The sequence below is a fragment of the Acidovorax sp. FHTAMBA genome, assembly GCF_038958875.1.
In the GTDB taxonomy this organism is placed as follows: Bacteria; Pseudomonadota; Gammaproteobacteria; order Burkholderiales; family Burkholderiaceae_C; genus Acidovorax.
The window spans coordinates 699,339-712,754 of sequence record NZ_CP152407.1; the positions used below are offsets into that span (position 1 = coordinate 699,339).

The 13,416-nt window shown below is 58.8% G+C and carries 11 protein-coding genes, 4 tRNA genes and 1 pseudogene; all 16 read left to right on the plus strand.

Annotated elements, in window-relative coordinates; all coding sequences use genetic code 11:
- Positions 1-478: 478 nt before the first annotated feature.
- The 16 genes and pseudogenes from AAFF19_RS03280 to rpoB all read left to right on the plus strand — a co-directional run bounded on the left by AAFF19_RS03280 (position 479) and on the right by rpoB (position 13,399).
- A complete protein-coding gene (locus AAFF19_RS03280) occupies positions 479-1,450 on the plus strand; it encodes an IS481 family transposase (RefSeq protein WP_342721311.1) in 972 nt (323 codons plus the stop codon).
- Positions 1,451-1,843: 393 nt separating this feature from the next.
- Positions 1,844-2,182, plus strand: a pseudogene (locus AAFF19_RS03285) (IS5/IS1182 family transposase); the annotation flags it as partial.
- A gap of 486 nt (positions 2,183-2,668) precedes the next feature.
- Positions 2,669-2,902, plus strand: a complete 234-nt coding sequence (vapB, locus tag AAFF19_RS03290) for a type II toxin-antitoxin system VapB family antitoxin (RefSeq protein WP_086125040.1) — start codon at positions 2,669-2,671, stop codon at positions 2,900-2,902.
- Positions 2,902-3,312, plus strand: a complete 411-nt coding sequence (locus tag AAFF19_RS03295) for a type II toxin-antitoxin system VapC family toxin (RefSeq protein ID WP_086125041.1) — start codon at positions 2,902-2,904, stop codon at positions 3,310-3,312. Before vapB ends, AAFF19_RS03295 begins: the two co-directional genes overlap by 1 nt.
- A gap of 478 nt (positions 3,313-3,790) precedes the next feature.
- A tRNA-Tyr gene (locus tag AAFF19_RS03300) sits at positions 3,791-3,876 on the plus strand.
- A 62-nt stretch (positions 3,877-3,938) separates the two neighbouring features.
- Positions 3,939-4,012, plus strand: a tRNA-Gly gene (locus tag AAFF19_RS03305).
- A 61-nt stretch (positions 4,013-4,073) separates the two neighbouring features.
- Positions 4,074-4,148 (plus strand) — tRNA-Thr (locus AAFF19_RS03310).
- Between the two features lie 74 nt (positions 4,149-4,222).
- Entirely contained in the window at positions 4,223-5,413 is a 1,191-nt protein-coding gene (gene tuf / locus AAFF19_RS03315; RefSeq protein ID WP_342721312.1) for an elongation factor Tu, read from the plus strand.
- A 12-nt stretch (positions 5,414-5,425) separates the two neighbouring features.
- Positions 5,426-5,501 (plus strand) — tRNA-Trp (locus AAFF19_RS03320).
- A 91-nt stretch (positions 5,502-5,592) separates the two neighbouring features.
- Positions 5,593-5,979: a preprotein translocase subunit SecE gene (gene secE / locus AAFF19_RS03325; protein WP_008907080.1), complete on the plus strand. Its 387-nt coding sequence runs from the start codon at positions 5,593-5,595 to the stop codon at positions 5,977-5,979.
- A complete protein-coding gene (gene nusG / locus AAFF19_RS03330) occupies positions 5,976-6,572 on the plus strand; it encodes a transcription termination/antitermination protein NusG (RefSeq protein ID WP_008907081.1) in 597 nt (198 codons plus the stop codon). The genes secE and nusG overlap by 4 nt, the downstream gene beginning before the upstream one ends.
- A gap of 137 nt (positions 6,573-6,709) precedes the next feature.
- Positions 6,710-7,141 (plus strand): 50S ribosomal protein L11, encoded by a 432-nt coding sequence (rplK, locus tag AAFF19_RS03335; RefSeq protein WP_008907082.1) that lies wholly within the window; start codon positions 6,710-6,712, stop codon positions 7,139-7,141.
- Complete coding sequence (gene rplA / locus AAFF19_RS03340; RefSeq protein ID WP_008907083.1) at positions 7,142-7,837, plus strand: 50S ribosomal protein L1; 696 nt, start codon at positions 7,142-7,144, stop codon at positions 7,835-7,837. It begins immediately after the preceding gene.
- Positions 7,838-8,077: 240 nt separating this feature from the next.
- Positions 8,078-8,602: a 50S ribosomal protein L10 gene (rplJ, locus tag AAFF19_RS03345; RefSeq protein WP_034695835.1), complete on the plus strand. Its 525-nt coding sequence runs from the start codon at positions 8,078-8,080 to the stop codon at positions 8,600-8,602.
- A gap of 40 nt (positions 8,603-8,642) precedes the next feature.
- A complete protein-coding gene (gene rplL / locus AAFF19_RS03350; RefSeq protein WP_008907085.1) occupies positions 8,643-9,020 on the plus strand; it encodes a 50S ribosomal protein L7/L12 in 378 nt (125 codons plus the stop codon).
- A gap of 266 nt (positions 9,021-9,286) precedes the next feature.
- Positions 9,287-13,399: a DNA-directed RNA polymerase subunit beta gene (gene rpoB / locus AAFF19_RS03355; protein ID WP_182119631.1), complete on the plus strand. Its 4,113-nt coding sequence runs from the start codon at positions 9,287-9,289 to the stop codon at positions 13,397-13,399.
- Positions 13,400-13,416: the final 17 nt, after the last annotated feature.

Below are 13,416 nucleotides of genomic sequence, written 5' to 3' on the forward strand. Positions count from 1 at the left end.
TCTCCCCAAATCTGTTCACTTGTAAACTGGAGTTGGGAAGCTTTTCAGTGATTGATCTGGCCTCATTTTGAGGAGCTCGCTCGGAGTCAGGTTGCTGAGGAGCCGTAAGGGAAAGTCAAGGTGTCTAGGAAAAGATGCATCCATAGGTGCCTGAATATTCATACGCTGTACAGCGTATGAATGCGTTTGAGCGTATTGATGTGCTACCGCGAAGCTGGGGGTCACTTGCTTGCACTCCAACTCCAGATTGCCAGCGTTCGCTGCCCTCATGGCGAACTCCATCCTACGCAAGCAGGTCTTAAGTCCAGTGAGTTGGGGCTAGTTTCCACAAAACTAGCGCGACCCCGTGTCAGCGTCTCAGCCCTAGGTGTCGCATCCCGGACGATTGCCTAGACTCTAAACGCTATCCCCTCTTCATGGCCAGAGCGGTCCTGCAAGAGTTGATAGAGTCCTTGCAATCTACCCAGGGAGTAAAGCCATGTTGATTGCCCTGCACAAGAACGCCCGCACCACGCCCGCTGTGCGTGCCGAGATCGCAGCCAGCAACGAGCCAGCCAACGTCCTGGCCCTGCGCTTCGGGATCACTGAGCAGACGGTCTACAAATGGAAGAAGCGCGATGTTTTTGCAGACCGCTCGCACACGGCCCATCACCTGCAGACCGTGCTCACGCCTGCGCAAGAGACCGTGGTGCTCCACCTCAGGCGTACCCTGCTGCTGCCCCTGGATGACCTGCTGGCGGTCACGCGCGAGTTCATTTGCCCCCATGTCTCACGCTCTGGCTTGGACCGCTGTCTGCGCCGCCATGGCGCGGGCAACCTCAACGCCCTCAAACCCCAGGAGCCTGCGGTAGCACACAAGGCCTTCAAGAGCTACGAGCCTGGCTATGTGCACATGGATGTGAAGTACCTGCCCCAGATGCAGGACGAGAGCAGCAGGCGCTATCTGTTCGTGGCCATTGATCGGGCTACGCGCTGGGTGTTTGTGCAGCTCAAGACCAACAAGACAGCCGCCAGTGCGCAAGCCTTCCTGAAGGCATTGCACAAGGCCTGTCCGCTCAGGATCACCAAGCTGCTGACCGACAACGGCAAGGAGTTCACAGACCGCCTGTTTGCCAGCCGGGAACGCGAACCCAGCGGCAACCATGAGTTCGATCAACTGTGCCAGGAGCTGGGCATAGAGCACCGGCTGACCAAGCCCAGAACACCGAGAACCAACGGTATGGTGGAGCGGTTCAATGGGCGTATTGCAGACGTCCTGAAGACCCACAGGTTCAACAGCCGCGAGGACATGGAGCAGACCTTGTTGCGCTATGTGGCCCTGTACAACCACCAGTTGCCGCAATCAGCGCTCAAGAGCAGTACGCCCATGCAGGCCATGAAACAGTGGTATCAGTCGCACCCGCATCTGTTTAACAAGCGACCATATGATCGTCCGGGATGCGACACCTAGGGATTCAGTGGAGATAATGAGGGGCTTCGCGAAGGAAGTTGCCAATGCCTGCTGCGCACACTGAAAACCGCAATGGGCCTCTCTTGGACCTTGAGAGGGATCGGGGCCGAGTCGAAAAGGCGTAGCTGGCATGGACTCTCGACTGCCACAATTCCACCCCAATCCAGAATCGGCAAAGCCTGCCCAAGGCGCCGGCAAATGACACTCCAGGCGCGCACCTCGATCCAGGGGATGCAGGCAATCTGGTAGGCCTGCCGCTTGGACGTAGAGACCGCATGCGTGTGCCAGACTTCAATGGCCAAAACGAGCCTATCCGTGGTTCGGCAACGCACCACCAAATCGGGGATGTACCGGCGCCCAGCCATCTTCAAGGGCTCCTCGGCCCGAACAGTGATTGCCCGGCGCGAAGACCGCTTGAGCGCCATTGCGCAGGCCAAGGCCAAGATCGAGCAGCGCGCGGGCGAGCGCCATCAGGGCGAGCAGCAGGAGTACGAGGCCAAAAGCGCCAAGCGCAAAGTCCAGCGCGATGCCGGCAAGAAGCCACGCGGCAAGGACCCCGAGGCGCCGCAGGCCGGCCCCAAGGACGCCGACCAGGTCAACCTCACGGATGAAGAGTCGCGAATCATGCCCGTCTCGGGAGGGGGCTTCGAGCAAAGCTACAACGCGCAAGCCGGCGTGGACACCGACACGATGATGGTGATCACCGCGCACGTCACGCAGGCGTGCAACGACACTCGAAGTCGATGCGCGCCGAGATCGGTCGCGATCAGATCAGCGCAGCCGGTGGTGGGCGCTGTGCAGCGGCGGGTGTGCTCAAGCTCGAAACGCCCGCATTCGCGGGGATTCGGCACGAGTGGCCACTGAAGTTTTCCTGGTCGTATAGATCAGGTGGATTTGAGGCTGCAGCCTGGGGGCTGAGGTGCACAAATCGTTGGGTCAAGTCTGACACTGGGTCAGAACGCACTCCAAATGAAGTGCGGTATGGGGGCTATGTTCTGCGAACTTGGGGAGCCGCGCAAGCGTTGGCGACCAGTCCGCTTCTGAGCTTAAAAACGAAACTGTTTGCTTCAGCTGATGTGAGCCTCACGGGAAGGAGTCCGGATCGCTGTGTCAAAAAGGTTGCCGTGGTCGCATTCCAAGCGTGGATTTCGCACGATTCCCCCATCACCCAGCTTGCTATATACAATCGCCATATACATTGCGCTTGAAGGAGCCACCATGTCCATAGGTACCGTCTTCATCAACAACCGCACCCAGGCGGTTCGTTTGCCAATTGATGTGCGCCTGCCCGACGGGGTGCGCAAGGTCGAGGTGCGCGCCAAGGGCAACGAGAGGATCATCGCGCCGGTCGGCCAAACGTGGGACAGCTTCTTCTTGGATGGCCCGACTGTCAGCGAAGACTTCATGTCCGAGCGAGCATCTCAGCAACAGGCGGAACGGGAAAGCCTCTGATGCTGCGTTACCTGCTGGACACCAACATCGTTATCTACGTCCTCAAACGACGCCCCCCGGAAGTTCTATCTGTCTTCAACGCCAACGCCAGTCGCATGGGGATCTCGTCGATCACACTGGCCGAACTCATTCACGGCGCTGAGAAAAGCACGCGAATCAGTGAGAACCTTTCCGTCGTTGAGGATTTTTGTAGCCGCCTCGAGGTGTTGCCTTACACCAGCAAAGCCGCCCAGCATTACGGAGCTATCCGCGCTGGCCTGGAGAAGCTGGGGCAGCCGATTGGTGTGAACGATATCCACATCGCTGCGCACGCCCGCAGTGAGGGATTGGTGCTGGTCACCAATAACGTGTCAGAGTTCAAAAGGGTGCCAGCGCTTGAGATTGAGAACTGGGTGGGGTCGGTGGGGTGATCTGGGGAGGATCGATCGAGCGGCGTTCCAAAAAGCCAACTCCAACTCCAAACTCAACCAGCACCGTGGGATGTTCGTAACCCTCAAAGACGATGAGATCGTGCTGGCCTGCGCTTCAAACAAGCTTTAGGGTGGGGCTATGGTCACTTGGGCATTGATTGACCCACGAGGCACTTTTCGCCATCGACTTGCGGTTGGCTGTGACTTTCGGCGGCAATGGTCGCAAAGTGAATGTGATGAATAGTCACAGGCCACTTCAGAGAACTCTTTGTACATCAATGACTTATGGACAAATGCCGCCACTTGCTAGCTTGTGCTGGCTGATGCTGCATGCAGATGTGGAACGTCATCTCTGGCCTCCGAAGCCATCGTGGGTTCGATCCCCGCCAGCCGCACCATCCAGCCTCGTTGAAATTTGCCTGAGCTGCGCGTTCTTTGTTTCACTCGGCCAAAAGAATGCTATAATTCAAAATTCTCCGGAGGGGTGCCCGAGTGGCTAAAGGGGGCAGACTGTAAATCTGTTGGCTTACGCCTACACTGGTTCGAATCCAGTCCCCTCCACCAGTTGAAAGCAGAGCAGAGCTGAGGTTTGACGCGCAAGCGCCGCAAATTGGTGCGAGGCTAGTGCGGGAGTAGTTCAATGGTAGAACCCTAGCCTTCCAAGCTAATGACGCGGGTTCGATTCCCGTCTCCCGCTCCATTGCTTGTTGGGCTGGTTGGTGAGATAGAAATTTTGATGTTGCGTGAAGCGGCGTCAAGTTGCCCATGTGGCTCAGTGGTAGAGCACTCCCTTGGTAAGGGAGAGGTCGCGGGTCCGATTCCCGCCATGGGCACCACGTTCAGGTGCGTCCGATTCTGGTAGCGCCGAGATCCAGTTGTTTTGGTATTGATTTTTTTCGGAGTCGGAAAAATGGCAAAAGGTAAGTTCGAACGTACCAAGCCCCACGTCAACGTGGGCACGATCGGCCACGTGGACCATGGCAAGACGACGCTGACGGCAGCCATCGCTACCGTGCTGTCCGCCAAGTTCGGCGGCGAAGCCAAGGCCTACGACCAGATCGACGCAGCGCCCGAAGAAAAGGCCCGCGGCATCACGATCAACACCGCCCACGTGGAATACGAAACGGCTGCCCGCCACTATGCCCACGTGGACTGCCCCGGTCACGCCGACTATGTGAAGAACATGATCACCGGCGCTGCCCAGATGGACGGCGCCATTCTGGTGTGCTCGGCCGCTGACGGCCCCATGCCCCAGACCCGCGAACACATCCTGCTGGCTCGCCAGGTGGGCGTGCCTTACATCATCGTGTTCCTGAACAAGTGCGACATGGTGGACGACGAAGAACTGCTGGAACTCGTCGAAATGGAAGTGCGCGAACTCCTGGACAAGTACGACTTCCCAGGTGACAACACCCCCATCATCCGTGGCTCCGCCAAGCTCGCCCTGGAAGGCGACAAGGGCAAGCTGGGTGAAGAAGCCATCATGAAGCTGGCAGATGCCCTGGACAGCTACATCCCCACGCCTGACCGCGCAGTGGACGGCGCATTCCTGATGCCCGTGGAAGACGTGTTCTCGATCTCTGGTCGCGGCACCGTGGTGACCGGCCGTATCGAGCGCGGCATCATCAAGGTCGGCGAAGAAATCGAAATCGTCGGTATCAAGGACACTGTCAAGACCACCTGCACCGGCGTGGAAATGTTCCGCAAGCTGCTGGACCAGGGCCAGGCTGGCGACAACGTCGGTCTGCTGCTGCGCGGCACCAAGCGCGAAGACGTGGAGCGTGGCCAGGTGCTGTGCAAGCCCGGCTCGATCAAGCCCCACACGCACTTCACCGCTGAGGTGTATGTCCTCTCCAAGGACGAAGGCGGCCGCCACACCCCCTTCTTCAACAACTACCGCCCTCAGTTCTACTTCCGTACCACGGACGTGACGGGCGCCATCGAGCTGCCAGCCGACAAGGAAATGGTCATGCCTGGCGACAACGTGTCGATCACTGTGAAGCTGATCAACCCCATCGCCATGGAAGAAGGTCTGCGCTTCGCTATCCGCGAAGGCGGCCGTACCGTCGGCGCTGGCGTCGTGGCCAAGATCATTGCTTAATTGGCAGGATACAGGGGTATAGCTCAATTGGCAGAGCGTCGGTCTCCAAAACCGAAGGTTGTAGGTTCGATTCCTACTGCCCCTGCCACTTGAAAGTGGCCCAAAACAAGCCCGCCAGACCCTGGCGGGCTTCGGCGTCTTAGGTGACACCGTGTTCAGAAGCAGGAAATATTTCAAAGATGGCCACTTCACAGGTTGAAACTGTCAATACCGGCGCAGACAAGATCAAGCTCGCAGCAGTTGTGGCTTTGGTGGTCGCTTCGGTGGCGGGCTTTTATTTGCTGAGCAAGCAAGGACCGATTGCTCAATGGGGGGCGCTCATTGCTGGGCTGATTGCCGCAGCAGGAATGTTTTTGGTCTCCGAGCCTGGCCGCCAGTTTGTAGCCTTTGCCAAGGATGCTTGGCGTGAAGTGAAGAAGGTCGTGTGGCCCACCCGCAAGGAAACCTTGCAGATGACCGCCTACGTGTTTGCATTTGTTGTGGTGATGGCGCTTTTCCTGTGGCTCACCGACAAGACGCTGGAATGGGTCTTGTACGACTTGGTTTTAGGTTGGAGGAAGTCATGACCACGGCTGCGGAAATCACTGGAGCGGAAGCTCCTGCCGGCGCTGCTGCATCGGCGAATCCAGACTTGCGCTGGTACATCGTCCATGCCTATTCGGGCATGGAAAAGGCGGTGGAACGCAACATTCTGGAGCGTATCGGTCGCTCTGGCATGCAGGACAAATTTGGCCGTATTCTCGTCCCGACCGAAGAAGTTGTGGAGATGAAAAACGGTCAGCGTAAAACGACCGAGCGTCGGCTTTTTCCTGGCTACGTATTCGTCGAAATGGTCATGGACGACGACACCTGGCACTTGGTGAAGCACACCAACAAGGTGACTGGATTTGTGGGTGGGGCAAAGAATCGGCCAGCCCCCATTTCTGAAGAAGAAGTCCAGAAAATTGTCAGCCAGATGCAGGAAGGCACGGACAAGCCTCGCCACAAGATCGAGTTTATGGTGGGTGAGTTGGTCCGGGTCAAGGAAGGGCCCTTCACAGACTTTAATGGCTCTGTGGAAGAAGTGAATTATGAAAAGAGCCGCGTACGCGTCTCTGTCATGATTTTCGGTCGCTCAACGCCGGTTGAGTTGGAATTCGGTCAGGTAGAAAAAACCTGAAGCCTGCACCCTCAGGCATGGATCTGGATGTCGCACTTTTCGGCTCGGTGCGAACATTTTGATAGCGAGTCGTTAACCCCGGGGAGCCACAAGCTGCGTAGTGCGGCGCTGGCGTTATCACCCGCAAGGAGTAAAGCATGGCGAAAAAAATCGTCGGTTTTATCAAGCTGCAAGTTCCAGCTGGTAAGGCCAACCCGTCACCACCCATTGGTCCCGCACTGGGCCAGCGCGGTCTCAACATCATGGAGTTCTGCAAGGCGTTCAACGCCCAGACCCAAGGTGTGGAGCCAGGTCTGCCATTGCCCGTGGTCATCACGGCATTTGCGGACAAGAGCTTTACCTTCATCATCAAGACGCCTCCCGCGACGACCCTGATCAAGAAGGCCATCAAGCTCGAAAAGGGTTCTTCCAATGCCCTGAAGACCAAGGTTGGCAAGATCACGCGCGAACAGCTCGAAGAGATCGCCAAGACCAAGATGAAGGACATGAACGCCGCTAACGTTGACGCTGCTGTCCGTACGCTGGCTGGTTCCGCACGCTCGATGGGCGTGACGGTGGAGGGTTTGTAAATGGCCAAGTTGACGAAAAAGCAAAAGGCCCTGCAGGGCAAGGTTGACAGCACCAAGCTGTACGCTTTTGCAGATGCAGTGGCGCTCGTGAAAGAAGCTGCAACGGCCAAGTTCGATGAGTCCATCGACGTGGCAGTGCAACTGGGCATCGATGCCAAGAAGTCGGATCAAGTGGTGCGTGGCGCCGTGGTGCTGCCCAATGGCACTGGCAAGACGACCCGCGTGGCTGTGTTTGCGCAAGGCGCCAAGGCAGATGAAGCCAAGGCTGCAGGTGCTGACATCGTTGGCATGGACGACTTGGCCGCCATGGTCAAGGCTGGTGACATGCCTTTCGACGTGGTGATTGCTGCCCCTGACGCCATGCGCGTTGTGGGTACCCTGGGCCAGATCCTCGGCCCTCGTGGACTGATGCCTAACCCCAAGGTTGGCACCGTGACCCCTGACGTCGCCACCGCTGTGAAGAACGCCAAGGCCGGTCAAGTGCAGTTCCGCGTGGACAAGGCCGGTATCGTGCACAGCACCATTGGCCGCCGCTCGTTCGACAACGAAAAGCTGCAAGGCAATCTGGCTGCGCTGATCGATGCCCTGAACAAGGCCAAGCCAGCTTCTAGCAAGGGCCTGTACCTGCGCAAGGTTGCTGTGTCCTCCACGATGGGCGTTGGCGTCCGCGTGGATACGCAATCCATCGCAGCGTAATTGCGATAAAAAATCTTCGGGCCTGTCAAAGGGCCTGATGTGGTGGGCTGCAGGTGGTGCAATACCTGCCTGCAGGCCATCCAAGACCGTTGGTGTGTGGCTCGCCGCACTTAATCCCCTTGTGGGGCCAACGCAGATGGCGATCCCGCTGCAGATGGAATTCGTTCCGAAACAGTTGGTCGCTGCAACAAGAGCGCGCAGGAGGGTGCAAGCCTGAATGCGCAATTTAAGGAGTAGACCTTGAGTCTTAATCGCAGTGAGAAAGAAGCGGTCATCAGTGAAGTGACCAGCCTCGCCGCTAAAGCTCAAACGCTTGTGATCGCGGAATACCGTGGCATCACGGTCGCCGACATGACCAAACTGCGCGTTGATGCACGCAGCAAGGGTGTGAGCCTGAGTGTTCTGAAGAACACCCTGGCCCGCCGTGCTGTGGCAGGCAGCCAGTTTGACGTGGTGGCTGACCAGATGACTGGTCCCCTGATCTATGGCTTCTCCGAAGACGCCGTGGCCGCCGCGAAAGTGGTGGCTGACTTTGCGAAGACCAACGACAAGTTGGTGATTCGCGGTGGCGCTTTCGGTGGTAAAGCCCTGGACGTTAACGGCGTGAAGCAACTGGCCAACATTCCTTCCAAGGAAGTTCTGCTGGCTCAGATTTGTGGCTTGCTTATGTCCCCCATGTCGCGTACGGCCGTTGTGCTGGGCGCACTGGCGGCGAAAAAAGGCGAAGGCGCAGCCGCTCCGGCCGCCGAACCTGCAGCAGCTTGATAGCTGGGCAGTCAACCAACACAATTGTTAGGAAATCAAAATGGCATTCGATAAAGACGCATTTTTGACCGCGCTGGACAGCATGACGGTTCTGGAACTCAATGACCTGGTGAAGGCCATTGAAGAGAAGTTTGGCGTGAGCGCTGCAGCCATGGCTGCTCCTGCTGCCGCTGGTGGTGGCGCTGGCGCTGCTGCTGCCGAAGAAAAGACGGAATTCAACGTGGTGCTGACGGAAGCCGGCGCCAACAAGGTGTCCGTCATCAAGGCAGTGCGCGAAATCACCGGCCTGGGCCTCAAGGAAGCCAAGGACCTGGTGGACGGCGCTCCCAAGAACGTCAAGGAAGGCATTGCCAAGGCCGACGCCGAAGCAGCCGTCAAGAAGCTGGTGGAAGCCGGCGCCAAGGCCGAACTCAAGTAATTCGGTCTTGCTCAAGGGCTGGAGTGCTCCTCAAAGGGCCTCCAGCCTTTGGTGCTTTCAGAGAGCACCCGTAAGCCCCGTTCGCAACGAGGCTTTCGAGTGTCTTCTGACAACCCCGACAGCAGAAGACGCCTTGGTTCGGGTGATGTGCAACGCATCACCGTCCGCCATGGTTGGTAGTGGCCAACCGCCAAGCCCATAAGGACAACGCTCCTTGTGGGTCAGTCGTCGAAGACCCAGGACTCATGTCTTTGCCCGGAGATCTCATGGCCTATTCCTACACCGAACGCAAGCGAATTCGCAAAAGTTTCGGCACCCGCGATAGCGTGCTCGAAGTTCCTTATCTGCTGCAGATGCAGAAGGATGCCTACACCGCTTTCTTGCAGGCTGATAAAGCACCCCAAAAACGTACCATTGAAGGTCTTCAGGCTGCATTTGACGCCGCCTTCCCCATCGTCTCCCACAACGGGTTTGTGGAGATGAAGTTCATCGAATACAACCTGGCCAAGCCGGCTTTTGACGTGCGCGAGTGCCAGACACGTGGTCTGACCTTTGCCTCGGCCGTGCGCGCCAAGGTTCAGCTGATCATCTATGACCGCGAGTCCTCGACATCGCAGTCCAAGGTGGTCAAGGAAGTGAAGGAGCAAGAGGTCTACATGGGTGAAGTGCCCCTGATGACCGACAAGGGCTCGTTCATCATCAACGGTACCGAGCGCGTGATCGTGTCGCAGTTGCACCGTTCGCCTGGCGTGTTCTTTGAACACGACAAGGGCAAGACGCACAGCTCGGGCAAGCTGCTGTTCTCGGCACGGATCATTCCATACCGTGGCTCATGGCTGGATTTCGAGTTCGACCCCAAGGACATCCTGTACTTCCGTGTGGACCGCCGCCGCAAGATGCCGGTCACGATCCTGCTCAAGGCCATCGGCCTGAACCCCGAGTCCATCCTGGCGAACTTCTTCGTCAACGACAATTTCCGCCTGATGGACAGTGGCGCGCAGATGGAATTCGTGTCCGAGCGCCTCAAGGGTGAAGTGGCGCGCTTTGACATTACCGACAAGAGCGGCAAGGTCATCGTCGCCAAGGACAAGCGCATCACCGCGCGCCACACCCGTGAGCTGGAGCAGTCTGGCACCACGCACATCAGCGTGCCCGAAGACTTCCTCATTGGCCGCGTGGTCGCCCGCAATATTGTGGACGCCGACACCGGCGAAATCATCGCCAAGGCCAACGAAGAGCTGACCGAAGCGCTGCTCAAGAAGCTGCGCTCTGCTGGCGTGCAAGACCTGCAGGTCATCTACACCAACGAACTCGACCAAGGTGCCTACATCTCGCAAACGCTGCGCATCGATGAAACGGTGGACGAGTTTGCTGCGCGCGTGGCCATCTACCGCATGATGCGTCCTGGCGAACCGCCGACGGAAGACGCCGTGCAGGCGTTGTTCCAGCGCCTGTTCTACAACCCCGACACGTACGACCTGTCGCGCGTGGGCCGCATGAAGTTCAACGCCAAGATTGGCCGCGACGAATCCACCGGCCCCATGGTGCTGTCCAACGAAGACATCCTGGCCGTGGTCAAGATTCTGGTGGACCTGCGCAACGGCAACGGCGAAGTCGATGACATCGATCACCTGGGCAACCGCCGCGTGCGTTGCGTGGGCGAGCTGGCCGAAAACCAGTACCGCACCGGCCTCGCACGTATCGAGAAGGCTGTAAAGGAACGTCTAGGCCAGGCCGAGCAAGAGCCGCTGATGCCCCACGACCTGATCAACAGCAAGCCGATCTCGGCCGCACTGAAGGAATTCTTCGGCGCATCCCAGCTGTCGCAGTTCATGGACCAGACCAACCCGCTGGCGGAAATCACGCACAAGCGCCGCGTGTCGGCCCTCGGCCCGGGTGGCCTGACCCGCGAACGTGCCGGCTTCGAGGTACGTGACGTGCACGTGACCCACTATGGCCGCGTCTGCCCTATCGAAACGCCTGAAGGCCCGAACATTGGTCTGATCAACTCGCTGGCCCTGTACGCCCGCCTGAACGAGTACGGTTTCATTGAAACCCCGTACCGTCGCGTGGTGGATGGCAAGGTGACCAACGACATCGATTACCTCTCTGCCATCGAAGAAGGCAAGTACGTGATTGCGCAGGCCAATGCGCAGCTCGACAAGGACGGCCGCCTGACGGGCGAACTGGTCTCCGCCCGTGAAAAGGGTGAGTCCATCCTGTGCGGCGCAGACCGAGTGCAGTACATGGATGTGTCGCCTGCACAGATCGTTTCCGTGGCGGCTTCGCTGGTTCCGTTCCTGGAGCACGACGATGCGAACCGCGCACTGATGGGCGCCAACATGTCGCGCCAGGCCGTGCCTGTGCTGCGCCCCGAAAAGCCGCTGGTCGGCACGGGTATCGAGCGCGTTGCTGCAGTCGATTCCGGCACGGTGGTCACGGCCAACCGTGGTGGCATCGTGGATTACGTGGATGCCACCCGCATCGTGGTGCGCGTGAACGACGCCGAAGCCGTGGCTGGTGAAGTGGGCGTGGACATCTACAACCTGATCAAGTACCAGCGTTCGAACCAGAACACCAACATCCACCAGCGCCCCATCGTCAAGAAGGGCGACATGCTGGTCAAGGGTGATGTGATCGCCGACGGCGCATCGACGGACTTTGGCGAAATCGCCATCGGCCAGAACATGCTGATCGCGTTCATGCCCTGGAACGGCTACAACTTCGAAGACTCGATCCTGATCTCCGAACGCGTGGTGGCCGAAGACCGCTACACCTCGATCCACATCGAGGAACTGGTGGTGATGGCCCGCGACACCAAGCTGGGCGCCGAAGAAATCACGCGCGACATTCCGAATCTGTCGGAGCAGCAGCTGAACCGTCTGGACGAGTCCGGCATCATCTACGTGGGCGCCGAAGTGCAGCCCGGCGATACGCTGGTGGGCAAGGTCACGCCCAAGGGCGAAACCACCCTCACGCCCGAAGAGAAGCTCCTGCGCGCCATCTTCGGCGAGAAGGCATCGGATGTGAAGGACACCTCGCTGCGCGTGGACCAGGGCTCGCAAGGCACGGTGATCGACGTGCAGGTGTTCACCCGCGAAGGCATCCAGCGCGACAAGCGCGCCCAGCAGATCATCGACGATGAACTCAAGCGCTTCCGCCTCGACCTGAACGACCAGCTGCGCATTGTGGAAGCCGACGCCTTTGATCGTATCGAGAAGCTGCTGACCGGTCGCGTGGCCAACGGTGGCCCGCAAAAGCTGGCCAAGGGCACGAAGATCGACAAGGCTTACCTGGCCTCGGTGGAGAAGTTCCACTGGTTTGACATCCGCCCTGCGGAAGACGAAGTCGCCACCCAGCTCGAATCCATCAAGAATTCGCTGGAGCAGACGCGCCACAGCTTCGACCTGGCTTTTGAAGAAAAGCGCAAGAAGCTCACGCAAGGTGATGAGCTACCCGCTGGCGTGCTCAAGATGGTCAAGGTGTACCTGGCCGTCAAGCGCCGCCTTCAGCCTGGCGACAAGATGGCCGGCCGCCACGGTAACAAGGGTGTGGTGTCCAAGATCGTTCCCGTCGAAGACATGCCTTACATGGCCGACGGCACCCCTGCCGACATCGTTCTGAACCCGCTGGGCGTGCCATCGCGGATGAACATTGGTCAGGTGCTGGAAGTTCACCTGGGCTGGGCCGGCAAGGGCATTGGCCAGCGCATCGGCAACATGCTGCAGGAGCAGGCCAAGGCCGCTGAAGTGCGCAAGTTCCTCGAAGAGGTGTACAACTCGCGCGGCCGCACGGAAGACCTCTCGCTGCTCAGCGATGACGACGTGATGGCCATGGCGGCCAACCTGACCAACGGTGTGCCCTATGCGACGCCCGTGTTCGATGGTGCTTCGGAAGAAGAAATCAAGGACATGCTCAAGATCGCCTACCCGGACGACATCGCCGAGCGCAAGGGCCTCACGCCCACCCGCACGCAGGCTTACCTGTTTGACGGCCGCACGGGCGAGCGCTTTGAGCGCCCGACCACCATTGGCTACATGCACTACCTGAAGCTGCACCACCTGGTGGACGACAAGATGCACGCGCGCTCCACCGGTCCTTACTCGCTCGTCACGCAGCAACCGCTGGGCGGCAAGGCCCAGTTCGGCGGCCAGCGTTTCGGTGAAATGGAAGTGTGGGCGCTCGAAGCCTACGGCGCCGCCTACGTGCTGCAGGAAATGCTGACCGTGAAGTCCGACGACGTGGTGGGCCGTACCAAGGTGTACGAATCCATCGTCAAGGGCGAACACGCCATCGAGGCCGGCATGCCGGAATCGTTCAATGTGCTGGTCAAGGAAATTCGTTCCCTGGGCCTGGACATCGAACTCGAACGCTCCTGAACAGGATCGGGATTATT

Bases quoted from the DNA above. Each gene is read 5' to 3' on its own strand.
- AAFF19_RS03280 (WP_342721311.1), top strand. From the start codon at position 479: ATGTTGATTGCCCTGCACAAGAACGCCCGCACCACGCCCGCTGTGCGT.
- vapB (WP_086125040.1), top strand. From the start codon at position 2,669: ATGTCCATAGGTACCGTCTTCATCAACAACCGCACCCAGGCGGTTCGT.
- AAFF19_RS03295 (WP_086125041.1), top strand. From the start codon at position 2,902: ATGCTGCGTTACCTGCTGGACACCAACATCGTTATCTACGTCCTCAAA.
- tuf (WP_342721312.1), top strand. From the start codon at position 4,223: ATGGCAAAAGGTAAGTTCGAACGTACCAAGCCCCACGTCAACGTGGGC.
- secE (WP_008907080.1), top strand. From the start codon at position 5,593: ATGGCCACTTCACAGGTTGAAACTGTCAATACCGGCGCAGACAAGATC.
- nusG (WP_008907081.1), top strand. From the start codon at position 5,976: ATGACCACGGCTGCGGAAATCACTGGAGCGGAAGCTCCTGCCGGCGCT.
- rplK (WP_008907082.1), top strand. From the start codon at position 6,710: ATGGCGAAAAAAATCGTCGGTTTTATCAAGCTGCAAGTTCCAGCTGGT.
- rplA (WP_008907083.1), top strand. From the start codon at position 7,142: ATGGCCAAGTTGACGAAAAAGCAAAAGGCCCTGCAGGGCAAGGTTGAC.
- rplL (WP_008907085.1), top strand. From the start codon at position 8,643: ATGGCATTCGATAAAGACGCATTTTTGACCGCGCTGGACAGCATGACG.
- rpoB (WP_182119631.1), top strand. From the start codon at position 9,287: ATGGCCTATTCCTACACCGAACGCAAGCGAATTCGCAAAAGTTTCGGC.